The sequence below is a fragment of the Candidatus Nanopelagicales bacterium genome, from assembly GCA_037045355.1.
Lineage (GTDB): Bacteria > Actinomycetota > Actinomycetes > S36-B12.
The window spans coordinates 21,609-45,959 of sequence record JBAOHO010000010.1 but is presented as its reverse complement, the minus strand read 5'-3'; the positions used below and the strand labels follow the sequence as shown (position 1 = coordinate 45,959).

At 67.2% G+C, this 24,351-nt stretch carries 22 protein-coding genes and 2 tRNA genes; 16 read left to right on the top strand and 8 right to left on the bottom strand.

Annotated features, from left to right (window positions below; all coding sequences use genetic code 11):
- Positions 1 to 38 precede the first annotated feature (38 nt).
- Positions 39 to 1,343, bottom strand: coding sequence for an AI-2E family transporter (locus V9E98_03995; GenBank protein ID MEI2716149.1), 1,305 nt, complete (start codon positions 1,341 to 1,343; stop codon positions 39 to 41).
- 107 nt (positions 1,344 to 1,450) lie between these two features.
- Here V9E98_03995 and recO point away from each other — a divergent pair, with 107 nt between their 5' ends.
- Both recO and V9E98_03985 read left to right on the top strand, forming a co-directional pair.
- Positions 1,451 to 2,185 carry a DNA repair protein RecO gene (gene recO, locus V9E98_03990; GenBank protein MEI2716148.1) on the top strand — a complete coding sequence of 245 codons (735 nt, stop codon included), beginning with the start codon at positions 1,451 to 1,453 and terminating at the stop codon, positions 2,183 to 2,185.
- A gap of 2 nt (positions 2,186 to 2,187) precedes the next feature.
- Complete coding sequence (locus tag V9E98_03985; protein MEI2716147.1) at positions 2,188 to 3,027, top strand: isoprenyl transferase; 840 nt, start codon at positions 2,188 to 2,190, stop codon at positions 3,025 to 3,027.
- Here the strand turns inward: V9E98_03985 and V9E98_03980 are convergent.
- Complete coding sequence (locus tag V9E98_03980; protein MEI2716146.1) at positions 2,977 to 3,396, bottom strand: DUF6703 family protein; 420 nt, start codon at positions 3,394 to 3,396, stop codon at positions 2,977 to 2,979. The genes V9E98_03985 and V9E98_03980 overlap by 51 nt on opposite strands.
- A 160-nt stretch (positions 3,397 to 3,556) precedes the next feature.
- Here V9E98_03980 and V9E98_03975 point away from each other — a divergent pair, with 160 nt between their 5' ends.
- The 9 genes from V9E98_03975 to V9E98_03935 all read left to right on the top strand — a co-directional run bounded on the left by V9E98_03975 (position 3,557) and on the right by V9E98_03935 (position 14,113).
- Positions 3,557 to 3,901 (top strand): antibiotic biosynthesis monooxygenase, encoded by a 345-nt coding sequence (locus V9E98_03975; GenBank protein MEI2716145.1) that lies wholly within the window; start codon positions 3,557 to 3,559, stop codon positions 3,899 to 3,901.
- 58 nt (positions 3,902 to 3,959) lie between these two features.
- Positions 3,960 to 5,333, top strand: coding sequence for a glycine--tRNA ligase (locus V9E98_03970; protein MEI2716144.1), 1,374 nt, complete (start codon positions 3,960 to 3,962; stop codon positions 5,331 to 5,333).
- 163 nt (positions 5,334 to 5,496) lie between these two features.
- On the top strand, positions 5,497 to 6,927 hold the full coding sequence (locus tag V9E98_03965) for a ferredoxin reductase family protein (protein MEI2716143.1): 1,431 nt from the start codon (positions 5,497 to 5,499) through the stop codon (positions 6,925 to 6,927).
- A 2-nt stretch (positions 6,928 to 6,929) separates the two neighbouring features.
- A complete protein-coding gene (locus V9E98_03960) occupies positions 6,930 to 7,364 on the top strand; it encodes an FMN-binding protein (GenBank protein ID MEI2716142.1) in 435 nt (144 codons plus the stop codon).
- The gene (locus V9E98_03955; protein ID MEI2716141.1) at positions 7,361 to 8,083 is read left to right on the top strand and encodes an FAD:protein FMN transferase; all 723 of its coding nucleotides are present in this window, start codon (positions 7,361 to 7,363) and stop codon (positions 8,081 to 8,083) included. Before V9E98_03960 ends, V9E98_03955 begins: the two co-directional genes overlap by 4 nt.
- 30 nt (positions 8,084 to 8,113) lie before the next feature.
- Entirely contained in the window at positions 8,114 to 9,283 is a 1,170-nt protein-coding gene (gene dusB, locus V9E98_03950; GenBank protein ID MEI2716140.1) for a tRNA dihydrouridine synthase DusB, read from the top strand.
- 84 nt (positions 9,284 to 9,367) lie between these two features.
- Positions 9,368 to 12,112, top strand: a complete 2,745-nt coding sequence (gene ppdK, locus V9E98_03945; GenBank protein MEI2716139.1) for a pyruvate, phosphate dikinase — start codon at positions 9,368 to 9,370, stop codon at positions 12,110 to 12,112.
- Between the two features lie 100 nt (positions 12,113 to 12,212).
- Positions 12,213 to 12,878, top strand: coding sequence for a YdcF family protein (locus V9E98_03940; protein MEI2716138.1), 666 nt, complete (start codon positions 12,213 to 12,215; stop codon positions 12,876 to 12,878).
- Entirely contained in the window at positions 12,875 to 14,113 is a 1,239-nt protein-coding gene (locus V9E98_03935; protein ID MEI2716137.1) for a deoxyguanosinetriphosphate triphosphohydrolase, read from the top strand. Before V9E98_03940 ends, V9E98_03935 begins: the two co-directional genes overlap by 4 nt.
- 24 nt (positions 14,114 to 14,137) lie before the next feature.
- On the opposite strand, the gene V9E98_03930 is transcribed toward V9E98_03935, so the two are convergent.
- A complete protein-coding gene (locus V9E98_03930) occupies positions 14,138 to 15,265 on the bottom strand; it encodes an aminotransferase class V-fold PLP-dependent enzyme (GenBank protein MEI2716136.1) in 1,128 nt (375 codons plus the stop codon).
- Positions 15,266 to 15,450: 185 nt separating this feature from the next.
- Between V9E98_03930 and dnaG the strand changes: the two genes are divergently transcribed.
- From dnaG to V9E98_03910, 4 genes are all read left to right on the top strand, one after another.
- The gene (gene dnaG, locus V9E98_03925; GenBank protein MEI2716135.1) at positions 15,451 to 17,259 is read left to right on the top strand and encodes a DNA primase; all 1,809 of its coding nucleotides are present in this window, start codon (positions 15,451 to 15,453) and stop codon (positions 17,257 to 17,259) included.
- Positions 17,259 to 17,759, top strand: a complete 501-nt coding sequence (locus V9E98_03920) for a hypothetical protein (protein ID MEI2716134.1) — start codon at positions 17,259 to 17,261, stop codon at positions 17,757 to 17,759. Before dnaG ends, V9E98_03920 begins: the two co-directional genes overlap by 1 nt.
- Positions 17,760 to 17,811: 52 nt before the next feature.
- Positions 17,812 to 17,884: transfer RNA gene (locus V9E98_03915), tRNA-Asn, on the top strand.
- Between the two features lie 17 nt (positions 17,885 to 17,901).
- Positions 17,902 to 17,975, top strand: a tRNA-Ile gene (locus V9E98_03910).
- Positions 17,976 to 17,989: 14 nt separating this feature from the next.
- Here V9E98_03910 and V9E98_03905 read toward each other — a convergent pair.
- The gene (locus V9E98_03905; GenBank protein MEI2716133.1) at positions 17,990 to 18,868 is read right to left on the bottom strand and encodes a peptidoglycan-binding protein; all 879 of its coding nucleotides are present in this window, start codon (positions 18,866 to 18,868) and stop codon (positions 17,990 to 17,992) included.
- Positions 18,869 to 19,056: 188 nt separating this feature from the next.
- Between V9E98_03905 and V9E98_03900 the strand changes: the two genes are divergently transcribed.
- Positions 19,057 to 20,061 carry an alpha/beta hydrolase gene (locus V9E98_03900; protein MEI2716132.1) on the top strand — a complete coding sequence of 335 codons (1,005 nt, stop codon included), beginning with the start codon at positions 19,057 to 19,059 and terminating at the stop codon, positions 20,059 to 20,061.
- A gap of 18 nt (positions 20,062 to 20,079) precedes the next feature.
- Here the strand turns inward: V9E98_03900 and V9E98_03895 are convergent, their stop codons facing one another.
- From V9E98_03895 to V9E98_03880, 4 genes are all read right to left on the bottom strand, one after another.
- Complete coding sequence (locus V9E98_03895) at positions 20,080 to 20,439, bottom strand: hypothetical protein (protein MEI2716131.1); 360 nt, start codon at positions 20,437 to 20,439, stop codon at positions 20,080 to 20,082.
- A 105-nt stretch (positions 20,440 to 20,544) separates the two neighbouring features.
- Complete coding sequence (locus V9E98_03890; GenBank protein ID MEI2716130.1) at positions 20,545 to 22,176, bottom strand: hypothetical protein; 1,632 nt, start codon at positions 22,174 to 22,176, stop codon at positions 20,545 to 20,547.
- A gap of 16 nt (positions 22,177 to 22,192) precedes the next feature.
- The gene (locus tag V9E98_03885; protein MEI2716129.1) at positions 22,193 to 22,459 is read right to left on the bottom strand and encodes a hypothetical protein; all 267 of its coding nucleotides are present in this window, start codon (positions 22,457 to 22,459) and stop codon (positions 22,193 to 22,195) included.
- A gap of 55 nt (positions 22,460 to 22,514) precedes the next feature.
- Entirely contained in the window at positions 22,515 to 24,200 is a 1,686-nt protein-coding gene (locus V9E98_03880; protein ID MEI2716128.1) for a sodium:solute symporter family protein, read from the bottom strand.
- Positions 24,201 to 24,351: the final 151 nt, after the last annotated feature.

The following is a 24,351-nucleotide window of genomic DNA, read 5'->3' as shown; positions in this document are numbered from 1 at the left end:
ACGGGGGAGTGGCCCTCGTTGTCGGCGCACTGTGCCGATTACGGCACATAGGGTGAGTTGTCCGGTGGGCCCACATGTGGCGGTTCCGCCCTCGTGTTCGGCAGGTCCGCCGGGGCCGTCGTGTCCGAGAACTCACCCTCGTTCATCTCGGCGATGAGTTCGTAGCGCTGCCCGTAGGTGTCGATGACCGCGATGACGGCGGCCGCGATCGGGATGCCGATCAGGGCCCCGATGGGACCCCAGATCGCGAGTCCCACGAACACGGCACCCAGCGCCACTGCGGGATGGATGTCCATCGTCGCGCGCGAGACGCGTGGAGTCAGGACGTAGTTCTCGATCTGCTGGTAGATGGTGGCGAACACGACGATCCACACGGCGTCGATCGGCTGGTCCAGCAATGCGATCACGACGGGTACCGCCACCCCGATGTAGGTGCCGATGGTCGGGATCAGTTGGCTCGTGACCCCGGCGAAGATGCCCATCGGGAGCCAGTAGGGCAGATCGATGAGCCAGAAGAACACGCCGTGCGCCAGTGCCGAGATCGTAGCCAGGATGAGTTTGGAGACCACGAATCCGCCGGTCTTGGCAAGGCTGATGTCCCACACCGTCAACAGCACCCGTTGGCGTCGCGGGGGGAGCCACGACGCGATGGTGCGCCGCAGTCGCGGCCCGTCGGCAGCGAGGTAGAACGCGAAGACCAGCACCGTGAGTCCGTCGAAGAGGATCGAGAAGGCGACCCCGAGCGCTCCGACAATGCCGCCGGCGAAGTCGCTGGCGTACGTTGCGATCTGGCTGGCGTCGATGTTGAGCTGGCTGGTGATCGTGTTCGGATTCAGGTCCAGTTCGAAGGTCTCGTTGATCCAAGCGACGACGTCGTTGATGATGACCGGCAGCGACTGGACGAGTTGCGCCAACTGAGTCGAGAACACACCACCCAACATCGCGAAAACCCCGATGGTGGCGAGCAACCCAAGTAGCAGGGTGAGTCCCGTTCCCAAGCCTCGGGACCAGCCGCGCCTTTCGAAGAACCGCACCGACGGCTCCATGGCGATCGCGATGAGCCAGGCCAGCAGCAGGAGGAACAGGAAATGCCCCGTGACCTCGAACAACCACCGGGCCACCGCGTACAGCGACAGGATGACCAGCAGTGAGATCACCGCACGCCGGAACCACACCGGTTCGACGGCGATGAACTGCACGTTGTCGCTGACCGGCAACTCCTCGGCGACCGGTGGCACCGAGTCGGGGCGCGCCACCGACGCCATCGGGGGTTGTGGCGGTCGGCTCCACTTGATGCTGGGGCGACGCAGGCGGCGAGCTCCACCGGCGTTGTCTTGGCTCACGTCTCAGACGGTAATGCACCGGCCTGGTCTGGAGGAGGCCCGTCTGCGGGGCAGGGGCCGTGCGCGTCGAATGTGGCACGACGACGCCGCGGTGCCACACTGTCCGGGTGGCTGTCTACCGGGACGAGGGTGTCGTGCTCCGCACGCATGATCTCGGCGAGGTCGACCGCATCATCACCCTGCTGACCCGTGCCAACGGACGGGTGCGGGCTGTCGCCAAAGGAGTGCGGCGCTCGCGCAGCCGCTTCGGAGCCCGGCTCGAACCCTTCGGTCACGTTGACATCCAGATGTACGAAGGCCGGTCCCTCGACACCGTCACCCAGGTCGAGTCGTTCCGTTCCTACGGCGCGGATCTCGTGGCCGACTACGCCCGTTGGACCGCGGGCACGACCATGCTCGAGGCGGCTGAGCGACTCACGCCGGTCGATCGTCAGGCGGCACCGCAGCAGTACCTGCTCCTTGTGGCCGGATTGCGGGCTCTCGTCGCAGCAGAACGCGACCCGCGGATGGTGCTCGACGCCTACCTCCTGCGTTCGATGGCTGTCTCTGGCTGGTCGCCGTCATTCTCGGACTGCGCTCGCTGTGGTGCCGCCGGACCACACCGAGCGTTCCATCTGGCGTCTGGTGGCGCGATGTGTCCGGCGTGCCGTCCCGCCGGTTCGGCCAGCCCGCGAGCGGACACGCTGGTGCTGTTGGGGGCACTGCTCTCCGGGGACTGGGACACCGTCGACGACACCGATCCCGGGTCTCACCGCGAAGGCAGTACGCTCGTGGCGGCATTCGTGCAATGGCACCTGGAACGGCAGTTGCGGTCCCTGCCGCTGGTCGAGACGGTCCGGTGATCATGGTCCGCGCACCCACTGCACACCCCTCCGGCGCCCGGCCTCCGCGCATTCCGAGCGACCTGTTGCCCCGTCACGTCGCGATCGTCATGGACGGCAACGGCCGATGGGCCAAGGAGCGCGGGCTGCCCCGCACTGCCGGACACTCCGCGGGCGAGTTCGCGCTGCTCGATGTCATGCACGGTGCGCTCGAACTCGGGGTGCGGTGGATCAGTGTCTACGCGTTCTCCACCGAGAACTGGCGTCGTTCCCCCGACGAGGTCCGGTTCTTGATGAGTTTCAACCGGGAGGTCGTGCGTCGGCGCCGGGATGAGATGAACGAGTTGGGCGTGCGGGTGCGCTGGGCGGGGCGGCGTCCGCGGCTGTGGAAGAGCGTCATCACCGAGTTGGAGTCGGCGGAGCGCCTGACCGCAGGCAACGACCGTCTCACGCTCACGATGTGTGTCAACTACGGCGGTCGCGCCGAGATCGCCGACGCGGCAGCAGCTCTCGCCGCCGACGTCCGTGCCGGTCGGGTGCGCCCGGAGCGCGTCACCGAGAAGATCTTCGCCCGGTATCTCGATGAACCCGACATGCCCGATGTCGACCTGTTCCTGCGGACCTCCGGAGAGCAGCGCATCAGCAACTTCCTGTTGTGGCAGTCTGCCTACGCTGAGCTGGTCTTCATTCCCGAACTGTGGCCCGATGTGGACCGGCGGCACCTATGGCGGGCAGTGGAGCAGTACGCCGACCGTGACCGACGCTACGGTGGTGCCGTGCCCAATCAGGTCCGTTCCCCCGAACCAGTCCCGTCACCAACGGCCGAGGGCCTTCAGCACCGCCAGCCCGAACAAGACCACTGACACGATCACCCGCACTGCGCGGCTCGACCCCGTGAGGATCGGCCACGACAAGGCCGTGAGCCACGTCAGGAAGAGCCCGATCACGACGAGCAGGATCGCTCCCAGCCACGCCCAGTCCCCGGCCAACAGCAGCCCGAGGAACAACATGATCGCCAGCCCGATGGGAACCACCCATCGCGGCATCGCGTGCAGGCGGATGAGCCAGGGGGCGCTGAGCTCCTCGAGGCGACGTCGCGAAGAGCTCTGCGCCGGAGCCACCGAGGCCGTCTTGCGACTCGGCCGACCGGAACCGCCGGACGCCCGACCGCCGGAGGCCCGACCGCCGGACGCGCTGTGCGACCGGCTGTTGCGGCTCGACTTGCTCGACATGGAACCCTTCCGCCGATCAGTTGGCTGAGTCCATGGTGGCCCACAACTGCTTCTGTAACCAATCCGGGTTCAGTGTGGATCCGGCCCTCAGCGTGGATGGCCGTGGGTATCGGACCGAACCTGCGTGTCAGTCGGGGCAGGGTTCCGGCATGCTGGGGGAGTGATGGTCCTGCTGCGCTACACCGACGCCACGATCGCACCGCTTCTCGAACAGGCACTCGCGACACTGTCGGCCCAGCCCGGTTTCGTCACGGGATGGCTGGGCCGTTCGCCGGATGATCCCACCGTCTGGGTCTTGGCCTCGCAGTGGTCCGATGCCGGGACTATGCGGCATGGGCTGGGCTCCTACGAGGCCAAGATCGCCCTCGGACCGCTCCAAGCGTTCAGCACCGGAGACGATCTCGTCCTCGAGCAGTTGGCCAGGGCGGACGAGTCCGGGGTGGTCACGTCGACGAGTGACCGCGCGACGGATGCGGACAGCGCCGGGCCCAGCGGTAGCGGGTAACCTTGGGCGCGCCCGGCCGGTCCGGGCACCGCCGACAGCCAGCCGGAGTGGAGCATCAATGGCCGATCGCGTCGACAACGTCGTCAACCTCTGCAAGCGCCGGGGATTCGTCTTCGCCTCCAGCGAGATCTACGGCGGCACCCGGTCCGCCTGGGACTACGGACCGCTGGGTGTGGAGTTGAAGGAGAACATCCGGCGCCAGTGGTGGCAGTCCGTTGTGCGAGGACGAGACGATGTCGTCGGTATCGACTCCTCAGTGATCCTGGCGCCACAGGTGTGGGTGGCGTCGGGACATGTCGACGCGTTCGTCGATCCGTTGACCGAGTGCAAGCAATGCCATCGGCGATTCCGCGCAGACCAGTTGCTCGAGGCTTTCGAGGAGAAGAAGGGCCGCGCCCCGGCAGGTCTGGCCGAGATCGCCTGTCCCCACTGTGGCACGAAGGGGGAGTTCACCGAACCGCGCGATTTCAACGGGCTGCTGCGCACGTCCATCGGCCCTGTCGAGGACCAGGGATCCGTTCACTACCTGCGTCCCGAGACTGCGCAGGGAATCTTCGTCAACTACCTGAACGTCGCCAACTCGGCGCGACTCAAGCCACCGTTCGGGATCGCGCAGACCGGTAAGTCGTTCCGCAACGAGATCACCCCCGGCAACTTCATCTTCCGTACTCGTGAGTTCGAGCAGATGGAGATGGAGTTCTTCGTCGCGCCCGGCACTGACGAGGAGTGGCACGAGTACTGGCTCGAGCAGCGCATGAACTGGTACACCGACCTCGGTATCAGGACCGAGAACCTGCGACTGTACGAGCACCCCCAGGAAAAGCTGTCGCACTACTCCAAACGCACCGTCGACATCGAGTACCGCTTCGAGTTCGCGGGCTCCGCATGGGCGGAACTGGAAGGTGTCGCCAACCGCACGGACTTCGATCTCACAACGCACAGCCAACACTCCGGAACTGACCTGTCGTACTTCGACCAGGCGAGTGGGGAGCGGTGGATGCCCTACGTGATCGAGCCCGCTGCCGGACTCACGCGGGCGGTGCTGGCGTTCCTGCTCGACGCCTATGCGGTCGACGAAGCCCCCAACACCAAGGGAGGGGTGGATAAGCGCACGGTGCTACGGTTCGACCCCCGGATTGCCCCGGTCAAGGCCGCGGTGCTTCCGCTGTCCCGTAATACGGACCTTTCCCCCAAGGCCCGCGGTCTGGCGACCGAGTTGCGCCAGACCTGGAACGTCGACTTCGACGATGCCGGCGCGATCGGCCGGCGTTACCGCCGCCAGGATGAGATCGGCACCCCCTACTGCATCACCGTGGATTTCGACACGCTCACTGACGACGCTGTCACGATCCGGGAGCGGGACTCGATGGCCCAGGAACGAGTGCCCATCGGCGGGGTGAAGAACTGGCTAGCCGACCGCCTGCCCCTGTGATGCCTGCTCCCCAGCTTTCAATGCTGAGCTGGGATTCCCAGCAGATTCCCAGGGTGTCCGCGAACCCGCTGGGAACTCGCTGACAGGTCAGTCAAGATCGGCGTTCGGGGGTGGGATCGCCGGTTCCGCGGGCACATGCTCGGTTCAGGACCGAGGAGGATCCGTGGCCATCGTCCAACACCCCGCGCAGAGCCAGGTGCCGCGCACCCCGTCGCGCACGCCCCTGCCCACCCCATCGCGTGTACCGCAGGCAGCCGCGCGTCGCCCTGAAGTGTCCCGGGCCGTTCCCCTCGGGGTCGGCGCCATCGGGGGCGTCACGGGCGCGTTCTGGTTGCTCAACGGTGGACTTGCGCAGTTGGGACAGACCGCTGGGGGCTGGCTCGCGGTCGGACAGCTCACCGGCATCATCGCCGCGTTGGCAGCCTTGGCCGGCTTGATCCTGGTCGCCCGCCCCACGTGGCTGGAGCGCTCAGTTGGGATGGACACGCTCTGGGCCTGGCATCGGCTGGCGGGGATCATCACTGTCTTCGCGTTGCTCGGGCACGCGTTCGCCAGTTCAGTGGGATTCGCCGGGGGATCGGTGGGCGATCTCGTCTCCGAGGTCATCTCGCTCATGGGAAGCGCGTCGTGGATGGTGGCCGCTGTCGTGGCTGCCGTCATGTATCTGGTGATCGCCGGATCGAGTTGGCGCCGGATTCGCACACGCATGACGTACGAAACATGGCTCGCCCTGCATGTCGGCGGCTACCTTGCGGTCCTGCTCGGTTTCGGGCATCAGATCACAGTGGGCCAAGACTTCTCCGGGACCGAGGTCACCACCACGATCGCGAGATTGTGGTGGATCGGCCTCTTCGCGGCCACTGCTCTGGTCATCCTGTGGTCCCGGGTCGGCGACATCGTGCGCTCGTTCACCACAGGTCGGGCCACGGTCGTGCGGGTGGTACCAGCAGCGCGGGGCAGCGTCGCCATCGAGATGCGGGTGTCCGGGCGGCGGTTGCGCGCGGCCCGCGCGGGACAGTTCTTCATGCTGCGAGTGCTGACGAGGGATCTGTGGTGGCAGTCCCATCCGATCTCCCTGTCCGCCCGCCCCCATGATGGACTGCTCCGGTTCACGGTGGGTCTGTCCGGGGACGGCTCCCGCCAGATGGCGACCGTGCGGCCCGGCACCCGGGTCGCCCTCGAGGGCCCGTACGGGATCCTCACCGCGGACCGGGCGGGGAGCCGGCCGGTGGTCCTGTTCGGTGGTGGCGTCGGCTTGACAGTCATCCGGGCGGTGCTCGCCGACTGCACACCGGCGCAAAGCCCCGTGGTGGTTGCACGAGTGTCTGCCGCCGACCAAATCCCGCATGCCGACGAATTGCGCAGGATGACAGCGGATCGGGAGGGCCGGTTCATCGTCGTGGCAGGCTCGCGTCGGCAATGGCCGCACAGCCGCCCTTTCGCGCCGGAGTTGCTGGTGGCGGGAATCCCGGACATCGCCACGCGGGATGCCTTCATCTGCGGGCCGCCCGGGATGGAACGTGACCTGGAGCGCTCGTTGCGGAGCCTCGACCTGCGCGAAGACCGGATCCATCTCGAGAGTTTCGGAGTCTGAACATGACCACTGTGATGAAGGCCATCGCCCCCGGCGTCGCACTGGGCGGCGCCGCGCTGGGTCTCGTAGCGGGTTTCGACCGGGCGGTCCATCCCGCAGCGGAAGCCGCGAGACCACCAGCCACCGACACGCCGGCCACCAGCAGCACGGCCCAATGCGGGCAGACAGTGACCGGGGACTCGATCTCCACCCGGTGGGGTCCGGTCCAGGTCGAAGCCGCCGTCGCCGCCGACGGGAGCATCTGCGAGTCCCGCGCGGTGGTCTACCCGGACGGTGACGGCGAGAGTCTGCAGATCAACGCCTACGCCCTGCCCATCATCGAGGACGCCGTGCTTGCCCAAGGTGTGCAGTTCGACGCAGTCAGCGGGGCCACCTACACCTCGGAGGGATATCGCGCGTCTCTGCAATCGATTCTGGACAAGTGGGTGGCGCCGTGAAGTCGTTCCGGACCACTTTCTCGGTGATGGGCACTGTCGCCTCACTGACCGGGCCGGCCGGGCTGCGGACGGTAGCCCCCGACGTCGAGCACATCTTGCGGGCAGCGGACGATCGGTTCTCGCCTTTCCGAGCCGACAGCGAACTTGTCCGGATGCAGCGAGATCCGGGCCGACATGATCCGAGCGACGACATGCGGGAGGTTCTCGCCGGCTGCCGGGTCCTGACGGATGTGACTGACGGCGACTTCCAGGCCGTCGATCCCCGCGGTCGCGTCGACACGACGGGCTACGTGAAGGGCTGGGCGATGCAACGCGTTGCGGACACTCTGAACGACGCTGGTTGGCATGACTGGTTGCTCGTCGTCGGTGGCGATGTGATGTCTGCCGGCACCAACGCGGGCCGTCCTTGGCGGGTCGCGATCCGGCATCCCGCGCTGGCCGCCGGTGTGGCCGACGTCCTCGAACTGCCTGACGGCGGTGCGGTGGCGACCTCCGCCGACTACGAACGCGGCAACCACGTCTGGGGAAACAAACTCGGGGATGTGAGCTCTCGGACACGCGCAGGATCAGTGACGGTGGTCGGGCCGCGAATCGACGTAGCGGATGCGCTGGCGACCGCGCTCTGGGCGAATGGACGGCCGCGGCCATCGTGGCTGGAGCGGGTACCCGACTACCGCGCCTTCACCCTCGACGGGCTGGGTCACCGGATCGCCGCCTGACCGACGGCTGACCGCTGGGACACTGGATCCATGTCTGCGTCCCCGACCTCGCCATCGCGCAGTGTGCCGCTCGGCCCCGCGCTCTTGCAGGTGCCGGGACTCTCGATATCCCCTCCGGTGGTACTGGCCCCGATGGCAGGCATCACCAACCGAGCCTTCCGGCGGCTGTGCCGTGAGCAGGGGGCCGGCCTGTACGTGTCCGAGATGGTCACTGCCCGTGCCTTCGTCGAGGGCAACGAACGGACCACTCGCCTGATCACCTTCGATCCCGATGAATCTCCCCGGTCCCTCCAGTTCTATTCCGTGGACCCTGACGTGCTCGGGGCGGCGGTGCGCACGGTCGTCGATCGCGATCTCGCCAACCACATCGACCTCAACTTCGGCTGCCCGGTTGCGAAAGTGACTCGCAAGGGCGGCGGCAGTGCGCTGCCGTGGAAACGCGATCTGTTCGCAGCCATAGTGACGTCAGCCGTGAACGCCGCGGCAGGGCGGATCCCGGTGACGGTGAAGATGCGCACGGGAATCGACGACGACCACCTCACCTACCTCGATGCCGGCCAGATCGCGGCTCGCGCCGGGGCTGCGTGGGTAGCGCTGCACGCGCGGACCGCCGAGCAGTACTACGGGGGAGCGGCGGACTGGTCGGCTATCGCACGACTCAAGGACCACCTCGGGCAGACACCCGTCCTGGGCAACGGCGACATCTGGTCCGCGGCGGACGCGGCGGCCATGATGGCGCAGACGGGCTGCGACGGAGTGGTCGTCGGCCGCGGTTGCCTGGGTCGGCCCTGGCTGTTCGGCCAACTCGCGGACACGTTCGCGGGGCGGCCCGTGCGGCCGGACCCCGATCTGACAGGAGTCGTCGCGACCTACCGCAGACACGCCCAGCTGCTCGTCGAGGCATTCGGAGAGCACATCGGCTGCCGGGAGATCCGCAAGCATCATGCCTGGTACTTCAAGGGTTACCGGGTCCGCCGACAGGTCCGCGCCGGGTTGGGTCAGGTCGCCAGCCTCAGTGAGGTGGACGAGTTGTTGGGTCAGATCGATCTCGCCCAGCCACACCCGGAGGCCGCGTCGGGGATGCGGGGCCGGACGTCTCCGCAGCGCCCGGTCGCCCTGCCCGAAGGGTGGCTCGCGTCCCGACAGCTGGGAGCCGGGGTCGATCTGAGAGCCGCCGAGCATGCCGTCAGTGGAGGATGAACTGTAGACCCCGGGGTCGGCTGTCCTCCCGGACCCCGACGCGCCAGACTGGGACCAACCGACGAACCGATGAAAGAGGCAAGGATGACTTCTGGGGCTGCTGCCGCACCTGCCCACAACTCCCGCTACGTCTTCGACTTCTCCGAAGGTGGCATGGAGATGAAGGACCTGCTCGGTGGCAAGGGGGCGAACCTCGCCGAGATGACCCGAATGGGCCTTCCGGTGCCGCCAGGTTTCACGATCTCCACCGAGGCCTGCCGCTACTACCTGCAGGCCGGCGATCCGCCACCCGACCTGGTCAACCAGGTGCGATCGGCGCTCACGCGTCTCGAGGTCGCCACCGGGCGCGGACTCGGGTCAGCGACGAACCCGTTGCTCATCAGCGTCCGTTCCGGAGCCAAGTTCTCCATGCCGGGGATGATGGAGACCGTCCTCGACATCGGCCTGAACGACGACACCGTCGGCGCCGTTGCCGCGCTCGCCGGTGACGACCACTTCGCGTGGGACTCGTATCGCCGCCTGATCCAGATGTTCAGCAAGACCGTCTTGGGGCTCGACTCCGAGTTGTTCGAAGTGCGCCTCGAGCAGGCCGTGGCTGCGGCTGGCATCAGCAGCGACGTCGAGTTGCCGGTGCCCTCGCTGCAGCAACTCGTGTCCGACTACCGCGGCATCGTCCGGGAACAGACGGGCGAAGATTTCCCACAGGATCCGCACCGGCAGTTGATGATGGCCATCCTGGCGGTCTTCGAGTCCTGGAACACCGAGCGCGCCCGGCTCTACCGGCGCCAGGAGCGCATCCCGCACGACCTGGGAACCGCCGTCAATGTCCAGATGATGGTGTTCGGCAACCTCGGCCATGGATCCGGGACCGGTGTGGCCTTCACCCGTGACCCCGCCTCCGGAGCCAAGGGTGTCTATGGCGACTACCTGCCCGACGCCCAGGGTGAGGACGTCGTCGCCGGGATCCGGAACACACTGCCCCTGGCAGCCCTGCGCGATTTGGATGCCGACAACTACGAGAAGTTGTCGGACATCATGGCGCAACTCGAGGAGCACTACCGCGATCTGTGCGACATCGAGTTCACCATCGAACAGGGCCACCTCTGGATGCTGCAGACCCGGGTCGGGAAGCGGACCGCCGCCGCGGCTTTCCGCATCGCGGAGCAGTTGGTCCAAGAGGGTCGCATCGATCTCGACGAAGCCCTGCGGCGGGTCACGGGTGCCCAACTCGGTCAACTCATGTTCCCGCAGTTCGACTTGTCCGGTGGCGTCGATCTCCTCACCTCGGGCATGGGTGCGTCGCCTGGCGCCGCCACGGGGCACGTGGTGTTCGACTCGGCGACGGCGGTGGCCGCCGAAGCGGACGGCCGCGATGTCATCCTCGTACGCCGCGAGACCAACCCCGACGATCTGGCCGGAATGGTCGCAGCGGTGGGAGTCCTGACCTCACGCGGAGGCAAGACCTCGCACGCGGCCGTGGTGGCGCGGGGGATGGGCAAGACGGCGGTCTGCGGCGCGGAGGAACTCGAGATCGACTACGACGCCCGCTCCCTGACGTTGCCCGACGGTCGCGTGATCGCCGAGGACGATGTGGTCAGCATCGACGGCACGAGCGGTCGCGTGTACGCGGGGGCGCTGCCCGTGGAGCCCTCGGCGGTGGTGAAGTACTTCGACGCCGGTCTGGACGCGGCCAATGATCGCGCCGACGAACCGACACGGGAACTGGTGCGGGCAGTCGACACGATCATGCGCCATGCGGACAAGGTCCGTCGGTTGACCGTCCGGGCGAACGCCGACACTCCCGACGACGCCGCCCGCGCACGACGGATGGGTGCCGGGGGGATCGGGTTGTGCCGGACCGAACACATGTTCCTCGGGGAACGCAAGGAGATCGTCCAGCGGCTCATCTTGGCCGCGAACGATCAAGAGCGTGAGGACGCGCTCGCCGAACTCCTACCGCTGCAGCGCAAGGATTTCATTCGCATCCTCGAACGCATGGACGGCCTGCCGGTCACCATCCGGTTGCTCGATCCGCCGCTGCATGAGTTCCTGCCGGACCTCACCGATCTGTCGGTGCGCGTCGCGCTGGCGGAACAAGGGGGAACCGACGCCGAATCGGAGCTGGCACTGCTCGCGGCGGTGCGCCGCCACCACGAGCAGAACCCCATGCTCGGTCTGCGCGGCGTTCGGCTGGGTCTGGTGTTGCCCGGCCTCTTCGCCCTACAGGTGCGTGCGATCGCCGAGGCGGCGTGCTTCCGGCAGCGCCTGGGGGGTGACCCGCGCGCGGAGATCATGATCCCGCTCGTCGGATCGGTGCAGGAACTCGAACTGATCATCGACGAGGCCAGCGAGGTCCTGAAGTCCGTGGCGGAGCGTAACCACTGCGCCCTGGAGTTCCCGATCGGCACCATGATCGAACTTCCCCGGGCGGCGCTGACGGCCGCGCAGATCGCTGAGGCCGCCGAGTTCTTCTCGTTCGGCACCAACGACTTGACGCAGACGACCTGGGGCTTCAGTCGCGACGACGTCGAGGCGAACTTCTTCTCCGCCTACCTGGAGCGCGGTGTGTTCGGCGTGTCGCCGTTCGAGTCCATCGACGTGGCCGGGGTGGGGCGGTTGGTCCAGATGGCGTGCGACGAAGGCCGGGCGGTGCGCCCCGACCTGCATCTGGGAGTGTGCGGCGAACACGGGGGTGACCCCGAGAGTGTCCACTTCTTCCACGACGCGGGCCTGGACTACGTGTCGTGCTCGCCGTTCCGGGTGCCGGTCGCGCGGTTGGAGGCGGCGCGCGCGGTACTGACCACGGATGCGGGCTCCGACACGCGGTGACGCGCGCACTGTCAGGTCCGAGCGAGGCCTTCGGTCAGAGCCAGGTAAGACACACCCCGAAAGTCTGGAATCTGTCGGGTGCCTCGGTGACAATGGGCAGATGCCAGCAGTCACCGCCACGCCGCCGCGGGTTCCGGCGCGCCCGCCCGCGGTGCGGCGCCGGCGGTCCGTCGTGCCACGGCTGCTGCTCGCCGGGTTGGTCGCTGTCGTCATGGTCCTGCTCCTCGCGGCCGGGGCGGTCGTCTCCTCCGCCCGGCAATACGACGACAGCCGCAGCGACGCTCTCGTCGTCCTCGGTGCGGCCCAGTACGGCGGGGAACCTTCCCCAGTGCTCGCCAACCGACTCGAGTACGCCGCCGAGCTCTACCGCGACGGTGTTGCTCCCTTCATCATCACCGTAGGTGGGGGCATGCCCGGCGACCGCACCACCGAGGCGGAGTCGGGCTCCGCCTACCTGCAGCGATTGGGAGTTCCCTCCGATGCCATCGTCGCGATTCCCAAGGGTCGCGACACGCTCACCTCTCTCGCGGCCGTCGCCAACCGTGCCGATCGCGAAGGATGGGGTGAGGTCACCGTCGTTTCCGACCGGGCACATCTCGCCCGCAGTTCAGCGATCATGTCCGAACTCGGCTTCCGCACCCACTCCAACGGACCCGCCATGGGCGATGGGGCGTTGCTCACCCCCGAGTACGTCGCCCGTGAGTCACTCGGGCTGGTGCGCTTCCACCTGTGGGATCGGTGGCACTTGGCCGGCGACCGGTCATGACCGACGCCGGGTCTCCCGGCTATGACGGCGCCGCGGTCGAGCGGTTCGTGTCCGAGCCGGACAAACCCACGCTGCGTTCTGCCTTCGCGCGGGATCGCGCGCGCGTGCTGCACTGTTCTGCGCTGCGGCGGCTCGCGGGCAAGACACAGGTGCTGGTGGCGGGGGAATCCGACGTGCCGCGCACGCGGTTGACGCACTCCTTGGAAGTCGCCCAGGTGGCCCGGGAACTCGGCGGTGCGTTGGGTTGTGATCCGGACATCGTCGACGTCGCAGGTCTGGCGCACGACCTCGGCCACCCGCCCTTCGGGCACAACGGCGAGGATGCCCTGAACGCACTGGCGCAATCGTGCGGCGGGTTCGAGGGCAATGCCCAGACGTTCCGCGTGCTGACTCGCCTCGAGGCCAAGATCATCGATGAGGATGGCCCTGTCAGCGTCGGGCTCAACCTCACCCGCGCTTGCCTGGATGCCAGCAGCAAGTACCCCTGGCCGCGTGCCGAACGGGTGCCCAAGTTCGGTGTCTACGACGACGACCGGGTGATCTTCGACTGGATGCGCCGGGATGCGCCCGCTGCCACGGTGTGTCTCGAGGCTCAGGTCATGGACTGGGCGGATGACGTCGCCTACAGCGTCCACGACGTCGACGACGCTGTGCAGTTGGGCTGGCTCATACCCGCGCGCCTCGATTCGGCCGTGGAACGCGAACGTGTGGTCCAGCGTTGTCTGGCCTGGTACGCGCCGCAGGCGGACCCGGCTGCCCTCGCCGAGGCCCTCCAGCGGCTGCGGTCGCTGGATTGCTGGGTGGAGTCGTTCGATGGCACGACACGGTCGTTGGCCGCGGTGAAGCGCATGACCAGCGAACTGATCGGCCGGTTCTCGCGCGCCGCCGAACAAGCAACCAGGCAGCAATTCGGCAGCCGTCCGCTGCGGCGCTATGCCGCCGACCTTGTAGTACCCGACTCCATCCGACTCGAGGTCGCCGTGATGAAAGCAATGGCAGCGGCTTACGTGATGCTGCGTCCGGGCGCCGATGAGTTGTACGCCGAGCAACGTGAACTGCTGACCGACGTGGTCACCGCGCTGCTCGATCGCGGCGGGGACGAACTCGAACCATGGCTGCGCGTGCGCTGGACTGCGGCCTGCGACGATGCCGCCCGGACGCGGGTGGTGCTGGACCAGGTAGCCAGCCTGACGGATGCGTCACTTCTTGTGTGGCACCGCCGGCTGTGCGGGTGAGCCCACGTCCGCCCGACCCCCGAGTCAGAGGTCCGCGAGATCCGCGAGCACGCTCAGCGCACGATCGAGCTCGGCCTGGGTGTTGTATGCGTGTGGACTCAACCGTAGGACAGATCGCTCGCCCAACTGCCGGGGATTCGTGGGGGCCGTGACCTCCCAGCCATTCACGCCGGCGCGGGCCAGCGCTGCGACGGTGTCGGCGATCGACCGGTACTCGTGACGGGCGGTGACGATGCCTGAGCGTTGGGTGCCACGGTCCAGGACCCACCACCCCGGGATGGCTCCGATGTGACTTCGCAGGTACTCGGCACTGCGCGTGATGGCGCCGTGCAGCACGGGAATCGAGACCGCCTGGGCGTACCGAGCGGCCTCGATCAGGCCCAGGTTCACCGCAACGGAGCGCTCGAACGACTCGAACCGAGTGGCGGACGCCGCCACCTCGAACTCGGCAGAGCCGATCCAGCGAGCGCCGCGAATATCAACGGGAAAGCCGTCGAGTCGAGCCAGGGCCCGATCGCTGACCGCCAACAGCCCACTGCCGCGCGGCCCGCGCAGATACTTGCGTCCGCTGGCGATCAGGAAGTCGCAGTCGATGCGGCCCATGTCGATCGGCAACTGGCCCAGCGATTGGCAGGCATCCACGAGATACCAGGCATCGGGGGCGTTGCGCCGCAGGACCTCGCCGATCGCGGCAACGTCATTCACGACGCCGTTGTGGGACGGCGCGTGCACCACACTCACCAAGCGGACATCGTCATCCACGGTCGCTGCGAGAAATTCGACGTCCATGCTGCCGTCGACTCCGTCCGGGATGAACTCGACCCGCAGGCCCATCCGCCGGGACAACTGCAGCAGCGGCAGCACGGTGCTGGCGTACTCCGACCCCGCCACCAGGACGCGGTCGCCTCGGCTCAGGGATACAGCGGACAGGACCCGGTGCAGCCCGGCAGTCGTGGACTCCACCAGAGCGACCTGCCGCGCCGTTGCGCCGACGAGTTGTGCGATCACGTGGCGGCCAGAGGCGAGTTCATCTGCCACTTGGGCTGCCGCCTCGTAGCCCCCGATCTGTTCCTCGAGACGCAGGTGGGTCACCATCCGATCGACGACCACCGCAGGACTGAGGCTGGCACCAGCGTTGTTCAGGTGGGCCACCCGCTCGCACCCCGGGGTGTCCCGCCGAAGGCTGCCCCGGCTCAGCGATCCCCGGTGGCCGCGATCGACAAGTGGTTGCACTGCGGACATGCCGCCCATTTGATCATGTCGAAGCGGGCGTTGCGGCGTCCACAGGGCACCCGCGCCCGCCCGGCGCGTGCGAGGTCGTTGCGTAGGATGCGGCCATGTCCGGACGTATCGCGGCCGCTGATATCGCGACCGTGCGCGATCGGATCCGCATCGACGAGGTCATTTCGGAGCACGTGACCCTGCGTCCGGCCGGCGGCGGTTCGTTGAAGGGCCTGTGCCCCTTTCACGAGGAGCGGTCACCCAGTTTCCACGTCACTCCCGCGAAAGGCCTGTACTACTGCTTCGGCTGCGGAGCGGGAGGCGACGCGATCGACTTCCTGATGGCGATGGACCACCTGTCCTTCCACGAAGCCGTGGAGAAACTCGCCGGCCGGGTCGGGGTCCAGCTTCGTATCGAGGGCGGAGGCGCGGGGCGTGGCCCCGATCCCGGCCAACGGGCGCAGGTCGTCGCCGTGAACACTGCGGCGGCACGGTACTTCGCCGCGCAGTTGCAGGGCTCCGGGGCGGTTGCCGCCCGCGAATTCCTGCAGTCGCGGGGCTTCGACCCCGACGTCTGGGAGCATTTCGGTGTCGGTTATGCGCCCAGACAGGGTCTGCTCGGGCACCTTCGGGGCGAGGGTCTGAGCGAGAGGGCCATCATCGCGTCGGGTGTGGCCGGTCAGGGAGATGGTCGCACCTACGATCGGTTCCGCGACCGTGTCATCTGGCCGATCCGGGACGTGTCCGGCGACATCGTGGGGTTCGGGGCCCGCAGACTGGCCGACGACGCCGGACCGAAGTACCTCAACACCCCCGAGACCGTTGCGTACAAGAAGAGCCAAGTCCTCTACGGCCTCTACGAAGCCCGGCGCGCGATCGCCAAGGAACACCAAGCCGTGATCGTCGAGGGCTACACCGATGTCATGGCCTGCCACCTCGCGGGCATCGACACCGCGGTCGCAACGTGCGGGACGGCATTCGGATCTGGGCATGTCAAGGTCCTGCGCCGGTTGCTGCTCGATGACGACAGTGCCCAGGTCATCTTCACCTTCGACGGTGACGCCGCCGGGCAGAAGGCGGCGCTGCGCGCCTACGACGAGGACCAGCAGTTCGCGGCTCGCACCTACGTGGCGATCGCCGGTGACGGGTTGGACCCCTGCGATCTGAGGCTGCAGCGCGGAGACGAGGCCGTGCGTGAGTTGGTGGCCGAACGCCGCCCGCTGTTCGAGTTCGTCCTGCGCACCTCGCTCGCCGATCTCGATCTGCGTACGGCTGAGGGTCGTGCGGCAGGGATGCGCGCGGCCGCGCCGATCGTCGCGGGTCTCAAGGATCCGACACTGCGACCGGAGTACGCACGGCAGGTCGCGGGCTGGCTCGGCACCGACACCGAGCAGGTGATGAGACAGGTGGCGGCCGTGCCCGGCCAGTCTGCCCAGCCACGTCGTCCACCCCCCGGCCGGATCCCCTCGCGGGGTGCGTCCGACCTCGAGCGTCAGGCGCTGCAGGTCATCTTGCAGCAGCCCGAGGTAGCTGGTCCGTGGCTGGAATCGATCGAGGAGGACGCCTTTGCCGAGGGCATGGCCCGGGATATCTACCAGGCCATCATCGCCGCCGGACCGGTGGCCGATGGCCCGGCGTGGGTCGCGGCCGTTCTCGATGCCTGCGTGGACGACGACCAACGGCGCGCCATCCGTGCGCTCATCAGTGGTCCGCTGCCGGCGGATCAAGGAGACGAGACCTACGGTGTCGGAGTGCTCGCCCGGCTGCTCGACCAGGCCGCGGCCCGGCGGGTCGCCGATCTGCGCGCCGCCATGGGCGAGCCGGCCGCGGAATCCGACCCTGCCCGGCAAGCGCAACTGCTGGCCGACCTGCTGTCGGTCGAGGACTACCGCCGCATGCTGCGGGGCTACTGGGCGGGCGACTGATGCGGATCCCCTGGCGCCGGGACACGGTGCCCGCTGACGTCAAACAGGCGCTCGTGCTCAAGCCCGGCGAACGGGTACTGTCCGTCTGCCACAGCGAAGACACGGCGTACCTCGTGGCCACCGACCGTGCTCTGCACCTGGTGGACCCTCCGGAGCAGGTCCGCTGGCGGTGGGACGAGATCGATCGCGCCACTTGGCAGCCTCCGTTACTGGAGCTGCAGCTACAGGTCGAAGGTGGGATCAGTCAACGGGTGGTGCCGGTGGACGCGCAAGGGGAGCTGCCGGCGGTGGTCCGTGATCGGGTGACCAACTCGATCATCGTCAACTCCCGCGTCGTGGTGCCGGGCGGGCAGGTGCGCGTCGTGGCGCGCCGCAACTCGGACACCGGGATACTCGAGTGGCGGATCGTCCCTAGCCCTGGCGTCGATCCCACGGACCCCGCGGTGCGCGCTCAGACGGACCTCGAACTGACCCGACTACGAGGCCAACTCGGCGTGTGACCCCGCCGCTGTGCCGAGCGCCTCTGGGCCGGTACAGTTGGGCCTCGATCAGTCCCGCGTAGCTCAATCGGCAGAGCATTCGACTGTTAATCGACAGGTTGCTGGTTCGAGTCCAGCCGCGGGAGCCCCTTCGACGTCTCTCGGGGCGGTAGCTCAGTCGGTTAGAGCAGCGGACTCATAATCCGCCCGTCGTGGGTTCGAGCCCCACCCGCCCCACGCGGTCAGGTGCGTCACGATGCGGTGGTCGACCATGGCTGCCACCATCGATCGACCCACCCCCGGTAGGCCACGATGTCCTGTTCGGCGCACGTGGCCTGATCCGGAGTGGCTGCGAATTCACGCCCGCCATACGCCGACCAGAAGTTGCTGTCCATCTGCCATTTGCCGCGGTATTTACCGCTGGGGTCGGAGACATCGCACTGTCCGCCGGATTCGCGTTGCACGACCATCTGGGCTGTCGCCGACGATGCGAAGGCAGTCACCCCGATCGACTGCCGATAGTTGCGTGAAGTGCGTGCCGCGGTGGTCGTGGTCACGTCGGTGGCGGGGGCGGCGACGCGGCTTCCGAGGGCTTGCCAGGTGGCACGGTTGACGATTCCGGTGACGGCGAGTCCGGACTCAGCCTGGAATCTCTCCACAGCCGCTGCGGTGACGGGACCGAAGTAGCCGGACGCGGGTTGCACGGCCAGCGCGACCTGCAGTGCTTGAACCCACGCCGAACTGTCACCTTGCCGCAGCGTGGGGCGATCGGCGAAGTCACCACCCTCGGAGGCGGTCGCCGGACTTCCGAGCAGCATCCACATCCGCACGGATACCACCGGCTTGTCCGACAGTCCGTGAGCGACCCGAAAGGCGCGGACCGCGCGTTCCGTCGCAGCTCCGAACGGTTGGCGGGCCGGGACGATGCCGAGGGCGCGGTGCAGTCTCCTGACCCACACGCCACTGGCGCCAGCACGCAGAACCGGGCGACTTTGCGCCTCCGCGCGACTGACCGGGACAACGGCCGAGGAGCCGCTCGGTGCCGCCGCCGCCAGGCCGGGAACGGTGGACCCCAGCGCGAGCAGCGCCACCACCAACCCCGGTCGCACCGCCAGTCGCAACAGTCGCATGAAGGCCCCTTCTGTCGTGGGCGACCGTAGCGACCGGCGGACCCGGCCGCCGGAAAATGGCCAATGTTCGCCCTCCTCTCCCCGCAACTCCAGTCGTGGCTGTGACCTAAACGTGACGTAGATCATGGGTGACGCAACAACCACCGCCCCTCGCGGCGTTCGATACTTGAATGACATCGGAGGTAACCGTGGGTGACAACCGTGGAAACGATGTGAGGTCTTTCCGGGTACGCAAAGTCCGGATCCACGGCTACGACCGTGCCTTCGTCATGGCGGGTCAGGGCCCCGCCTTGCTTCTTCTGCACGGCATCGGGATGAACCACAAAACCTGGCTCCCAGTCCTGCCCCAACTCGCCCGTTCCTTCACCGTCATCGCCCCCGACCTGCTGGGCCACGGCGAATCCGACAAGCCGCGCGCCGACTACAGCATCGGTGGATACGCCAACGGCATGCGCGACCTGCTCACGTACCTCGATATCCCCAGCGTCACCGTCGTCGGCAACAGCCTCGGCGGTGGCATCGCGATGCAGTTCGCCTATCAGTTCCCGGAGATGACGGAACGAATCGTGCTGGTGGCCTCAGGAGGACTCGGTCGCAGCGTCAACCCCGTGATCAAGGCGTTGACGGTTCCCGGTGCGGGAATCGCGCTCGCCGCCGTTTCCGCGCCACCGGTTCGACCCGTCGTGCGCGCCACCATGAGCGGACTGGCCGCCAGCGGCCTTCCCTGGACAGAGGATCTGCCTGGCCTCGCCGAGGCGTACGAGGCGCTCGCCGACCGCCGTTCTCGCGTCGCGTTCCGTCATGTGCTGCGGGCTGCGGCCGACTGGAAGGGTCAGGTCATCACGATGATCGACCGCGCCTACCTCGCGCGCAGCGTCCCCACCATGGTGGTGTGGGGCGACCGCGATCTCGTGATCCCCGTCAAGCACGCCTACTCCGCGCACGAACTGTTGCCCGGCTCCCGATTGGAGATCTTCCGCGGATCGGGGCACCTGCCGCACGAAGACGATCCCGACCGATTCGCGCGCGAGTTGACCGACTTCGTGATGGACACTCCGGCTGCGACCTATGAACGAGACGGGTTTCGACAGTTGCTGAGATCTGGCCACAACCCACGACATGCCGATGTGGACGATCGCGTGGTGCGCCTGCCGGAGCAGACCGACGCGTGGAACGCGGTGCCCGGGGCCTGATCAACTCCCGCCGACAGGTCAGAAGCGTCGCGTCTGCGTGCGCGGGGGCGCGGGGCGGGTCCGGTCGGTCCACTTGGTACCGGACCAGAACCACTGGTTGCCGTCATTGTCCGGCGAGTCGTACCACCCAGGGGGCGCGACATCGCCCAAAGCACTCACGACGCGGCGCCACTGGACGAACGCGGCGATCGCACCGACGAGGGCGGCGCCCACGACGAAGGCCAGAACCACGTCCATCAGGGCGGCCATCACACCGACCCGGTACACCCCGCTGAGGGCAGCGACGACAGCGACGATGACACCACCGGGGACGCCCCAGGCGATCCCGGCTTGGAGGGGGCTCATCCGGGTCTTGCTGCCCTTGGCTTCCTTTGTCACTGCTGCTCCTGCGTCGCTGATTTGTCTGTGTCTCATCGTGATTTCAGTGTCACCCGCGATGCGTCAGGTGCCGTGATCACGCCAGGGCGTGTCGCTGAAATGTGATCAGCGGGTGGGCTCGAGCCCCACACCCTGACGCGCCAACCAGGACAGGCTCTCCGCCACCACCGCGGCACGCCGACCAAGCTCAGCGCGTAGTCGGTCATGGCCGCCGACCGATGCCGCGATCCGGACCCGGTGTTCTCCGAGGACCACCATGAGTCGCGAGAGCACCGTCCTCTCCCGCGTGCCTGCCGCCGGCGTACCCAGGCGGTGCGCGGTCAGCGCGCGGGCCAGCAGTTCGACGCACGCGGGGCGGATATCTCCGACCCCACCCGGGAACCGCGCCGAGGGCGGGACTTCGCTCACTGCCAACGGCAGCAGGCTTTGGTGCAGTGCGAGGGTGATGGTGGCCGCGATGTCTTCGTCGTCCGGTGCCGATTCGGGATCGGGAGCCTTGCCGCGCCGCCGCAGCGGTCGGAACGCGGTGGCCGCTTCCAGACGACTGCGCCGGGCCACCTCCATCCACGAAGGCGGCACCCCCAGGTCGGCGAGGACCCTGCGGCGGGCCTCGTCCCCGACCTCGGGCCGGACGGTCACGGACACGCGGTCGAGTGGATCGACCCCGACCAAGTGCACCAGAACCGCGGGCAGGTCCACTTCGCCGATCGCATGCCGCAGTTGATGGGCGTGGTCTCGATCCCAGTCGTGGTGTTCGGGGTCACCCACGAGTGCCGACCGTTCCCCGATGACCCTGCGGGCCATGGCGAACCGAGTCAGCTCGGGGGCCGTCGTGGCAGGGTCCGTCGCCAGGATCTGCTCCATGTGCCAGGTGAACTGCAGAGTGGCCAGGTTCAGTGCGGAGGCCAACTCGAGATCTCCAGTCGGCTCGTGGGCGGGGGTGGGGCGCGGGTACAGCGCCTGCGCGATCACGCGGGCCACGCCCTCATCTGCCAGGCACGTCGCGAGATCGTGATTGGCGAAACCGCCGCCGACGCTGACGTCGATCGCCTGGGGGAACCGAAGTCCGATGGGAAGCCCACGGGTCACCGGATCGGCGGGGTTGAAGACATTCACCCAGCCGTCGACGCGGTCGTAGGGAAACTGGGAGTTCAGGTCGTTGAGGTTGGCAGGTAGCTTGCGGCGGGCCAGAGCCGACGCAGCTGTGACCAGTAGCGGGACATCCGTGTCGGGTGGCAGATGCCGGATCAACTCCAGTGCCACCAGCGCACCCAGACTGTGGCCGATGATGACAACAGGTCCCGCAGGCACCAGGCGCAGCACCCGGTTCAAGATCGCCCGTCGGCGCAACTCGTCATCGACGTATCGGCCCACCTCGCCATACAGCATGCCGATCACCACCCGCTCGCCGATGGCATCGATCATCCCCGGCACTCGGGCGAAACCACGGCGGCGATGAGGCCACATCGAGTTCGATCCGCGACTCACGAGAACTTGGTGCAGGTCGGCCTGCTCGGCGCGGTAGCGGCGGCGGTCGAGCGGCGTGACGGCAAGTCGGGTCGTCGGTGGTTCGGGTGTCCAGGCAATCGGTCCGGTGCTCGTCAACAAGTCCCCGTAGTCGGGGGCAACCACCGAAACCCCGTTCAACGGCGCCCCGGCGCTGAGCGTGAGACGTTCCCACCAGTCACGCCTGGTCCCGTCGTCACCGACGCCGTGCAGATACAACAGCGTCGTCACACGACCAGTTTAGAGTTCAGGAAGTGCCGTTCTCGGTGGCGCCCGCATGCGGTTGGGGGAGGTCCGGTGGAACGCGCAACACCCAGACTGTGAACCCCGCGGACAGCGCGAGCAGTCCGATGCCGGTCCACAAGCTGATGTTGATCCCAGCAGCCTGCTCGATCTCCTCGTTGCTGGCGGTGAAACCGCTCGCCGTGACCAGGACTCCGAAGATCGCGAACATGGTGGCGATGACGAACCGCAGGTCCAGCAGCCGCGCGCGGCGAGGGATCTCCTGTCTCACTTCGGGCTCCACTCTGCTCGGTTTCCTGTCTCTTCCGGCTCAGACAAACACAAACTCAGACAAACACAAACATGAGATACATGGCCAGGGCCAGCACAATGGCCGCGGTGCCGAGCACTGCTGGGGACCGGATCCACGTCACAGCCGTGGTGTCGGATTCGTCGCGGACTTCCATGCCCTTGACCAGGCCCACGAGCGCGTGGTCCGGCAGCGGTTGGGTGCGTCGTGAGACCGCGACCGTGACGACGAGGTCAACTGCACCGGCGACGATGCCCATCCACATCGCCTGTTGGAACGGGGAACGGAAGTACTCCGGGTTGAGTGCGGCGTATGCCCACACACCGCCGGCACCGAGAATCCCGGCGATCAGGCCGTAGAAGCCTCCCCATGGTGTCGTGCGTTTCCAGAACATCCCGAGGATGAACGTGATGAACACGGGCGCCTGGAAGAACGAGAACAACGTCTGCAGGTATTCGTTGATGTTGTTGTATCCGGCGGCGATGAAAGCGGTACCGATACCGGCCACGACACCGATGACCGTCAAGATCCGGCCCAAGCGCAGGTAGTAGTGGTCCTGCCGTTCCTTGATGATGTACGCCTTCCAGATGTCGTAGGTCATCACGGTGTTGAAACTGCTCACATTGGCCGCCATGCCCGCCATGAATGCGGCGACCAGTCCCGTCACCGCAACCCCCAGGACCCCGGAGGGCAGCAGATCGCCCATCAGCAAGGGGATCGCGTTGGTGTAGGTGAGGCTGGGGTCGGTGTCGCTGCCCAGTTCCGGTATCAACATCGCTGCCAGCAGACCCGGGAGGATCACGATGAAGGGGATGAAGATCTTGGGGAACGCTCCGATGATGGGTGCTCGGCGCGCGCTGTTCAGGTTCCGGGCCGACATGGCCCGTTGGACCTCGGCGAAGTTGGTGGTCCAGTATCCGAACGACAAGACGAACGCCTGGCCGAGGATGATGCCCACCCAGTCGCCGATGGGGTTGGGTTCCGAACCTCCGTCGATCGAGGTTCCCGACCAGGGTTGGTACCAGTACTCCGGATAGTCCGACAGGCGGTGGACCACCTCGGCCGGCCCTCCCACCGCCGCGATGGCGACGATCGTGAGCGGGATCATCCCCGCGATGATCACGAAGAACTGCAGGACCTCGTTGTAGATCGCTCCGGTGAGCCCGCCGACGAGGATGTAGACCAGGACCAGCAGGGCGGACACGCAGATGGCCAAGGGCAGGTTCCAGCCGAGTAGGGCCCGCAGGACGATGGCCAACGAGTACAGGTTCACGCCCGCGATCAGTACTGCGGACAGAGCGAACGACGAAGCGTTCACCAGGTGGGTGGGGTTGTTGTAGCGGCGGCGCAGGTATTCGGGAACGCTCTTGATCTTCGATCCGTAGTAGAAGGGCATCATCACGACGCCGAGGAACACCATCGCCGGGATGGCCCCGATCCAGTAGTAGTGCACGCTGGCCCAGCCATATTGAGCCCCGTTCGCGGCGAACCCGAGGATCTCGATGGCTCCGAGGTTGGCGCTGATGAAGGCCAGACCCGCGATCCAGGCCGGGATGGACCGGCCGGCCTGGAAGAAGTCCTCACTGGACTTGATCGACCGTTTCACCATCCAGCCGATGCCGAGCACGAACGCGAAGTACGTGAACAGGAGCGCGTAGTCGACGAACTTCATGTCGAGCAGTACGCCGTCGCCAATGGTGGCCTCGCTGATCACGACGATCACGGAGCACCTCCCGTCGGGGGCGATCATGGCAGTGCCACACGCGTGTTGTCAGGGACACGCCTGTTGTCCCGGCGTTGTTGTCCCGGCGTCAGGGCGGACTTTCTGGTTCGATGGCCCTGCGTAACAAACGGGAGTGCACCCACACAGGAGT

What these genes read in the sequence shown, in the direction of transcription:
- dnaG (MEI2716135.1), top strand. Translation starts at nt 15,451, where the DNA reads ATGTCCGGACGTATCGCGGCCGCTGATATCGCGACCGTGCGCGATCGG.
- V9E98_03940 (MEI2716138.1), top strand. Translation starts at nt 12,213, where the DNA reads ATGCCAGCAGTCACCGCCACGCCGCCGCGGGTTCCGGCGCGCCCGCCC.
- V9E98_03970 (MEI2716144.1), top strand. Translation starts at nt 3,960, where the DNA reads ATGGCCGATCGCGTCGACAACGTCGTCAACCTCTGCAAGCGCCGGGGA.
- V9E98_03920 (MEI2716134.1), top strand. Translation starts at nt 17,259, where the DNA reads ATGCGGATCCCCTGGCGCCGGGACACGGTGCCCGCTGACGTCAAACAG.
- V9E98_03980 (MEI2716146.1), bottom strand. Translation starts at nt 3,396, where the DNA reads ATGTCGAGCAAGTCGAGCCGCAACAGCCGGTCGCACAGCGCGTCCGGC.
- V9E98_03985 (MEI2716147.1), top strand. Translation starts at nt 2,188, where the DNA reads ATGGTCCGCGCACCCACTGCACACCCCTCCGGCGCCCGGCCTCCGCGC.
- V9E98_03935 (MEI2716137.1), top strand. Translation starts at nt 12,875, where the DNA reads ATGACCGACGCCGGGTCTCCCGGCTATGACGGCGCCGCGGTCGAGCGG.
- ppdK (MEI2716139.1), top strand. Translation starts at nt 9,368, where the DNA reads ATGACTTCTGGGGCTGCTGCCGCACCTGCCCACAACTCCCGCTACGTC.
- V9E98_03960 (MEI2716142.1), top strand. Translation starts at nt 6,930, where the DNA reads ATGACCACTGTGATGAAGGCCATCGCCCCCGGCGTCGCACTGGGCGGC.
- dusB (MEI2716140.1), top strand. Translation starts at nt 8,114, where the DNA reads ATGTCTGCGTCCCCGACCTCGCCATCGCGCAGTGTGCCGCTCGGCCCC.
- V9E98_03905 (MEI2716133.1), bottom strand. Translation starts at nt 18,868, where the DNA reads ATGCGACTGTTGCGACTGGCGGTGCGACCGGGGTTGGTGGTGGCGCTG.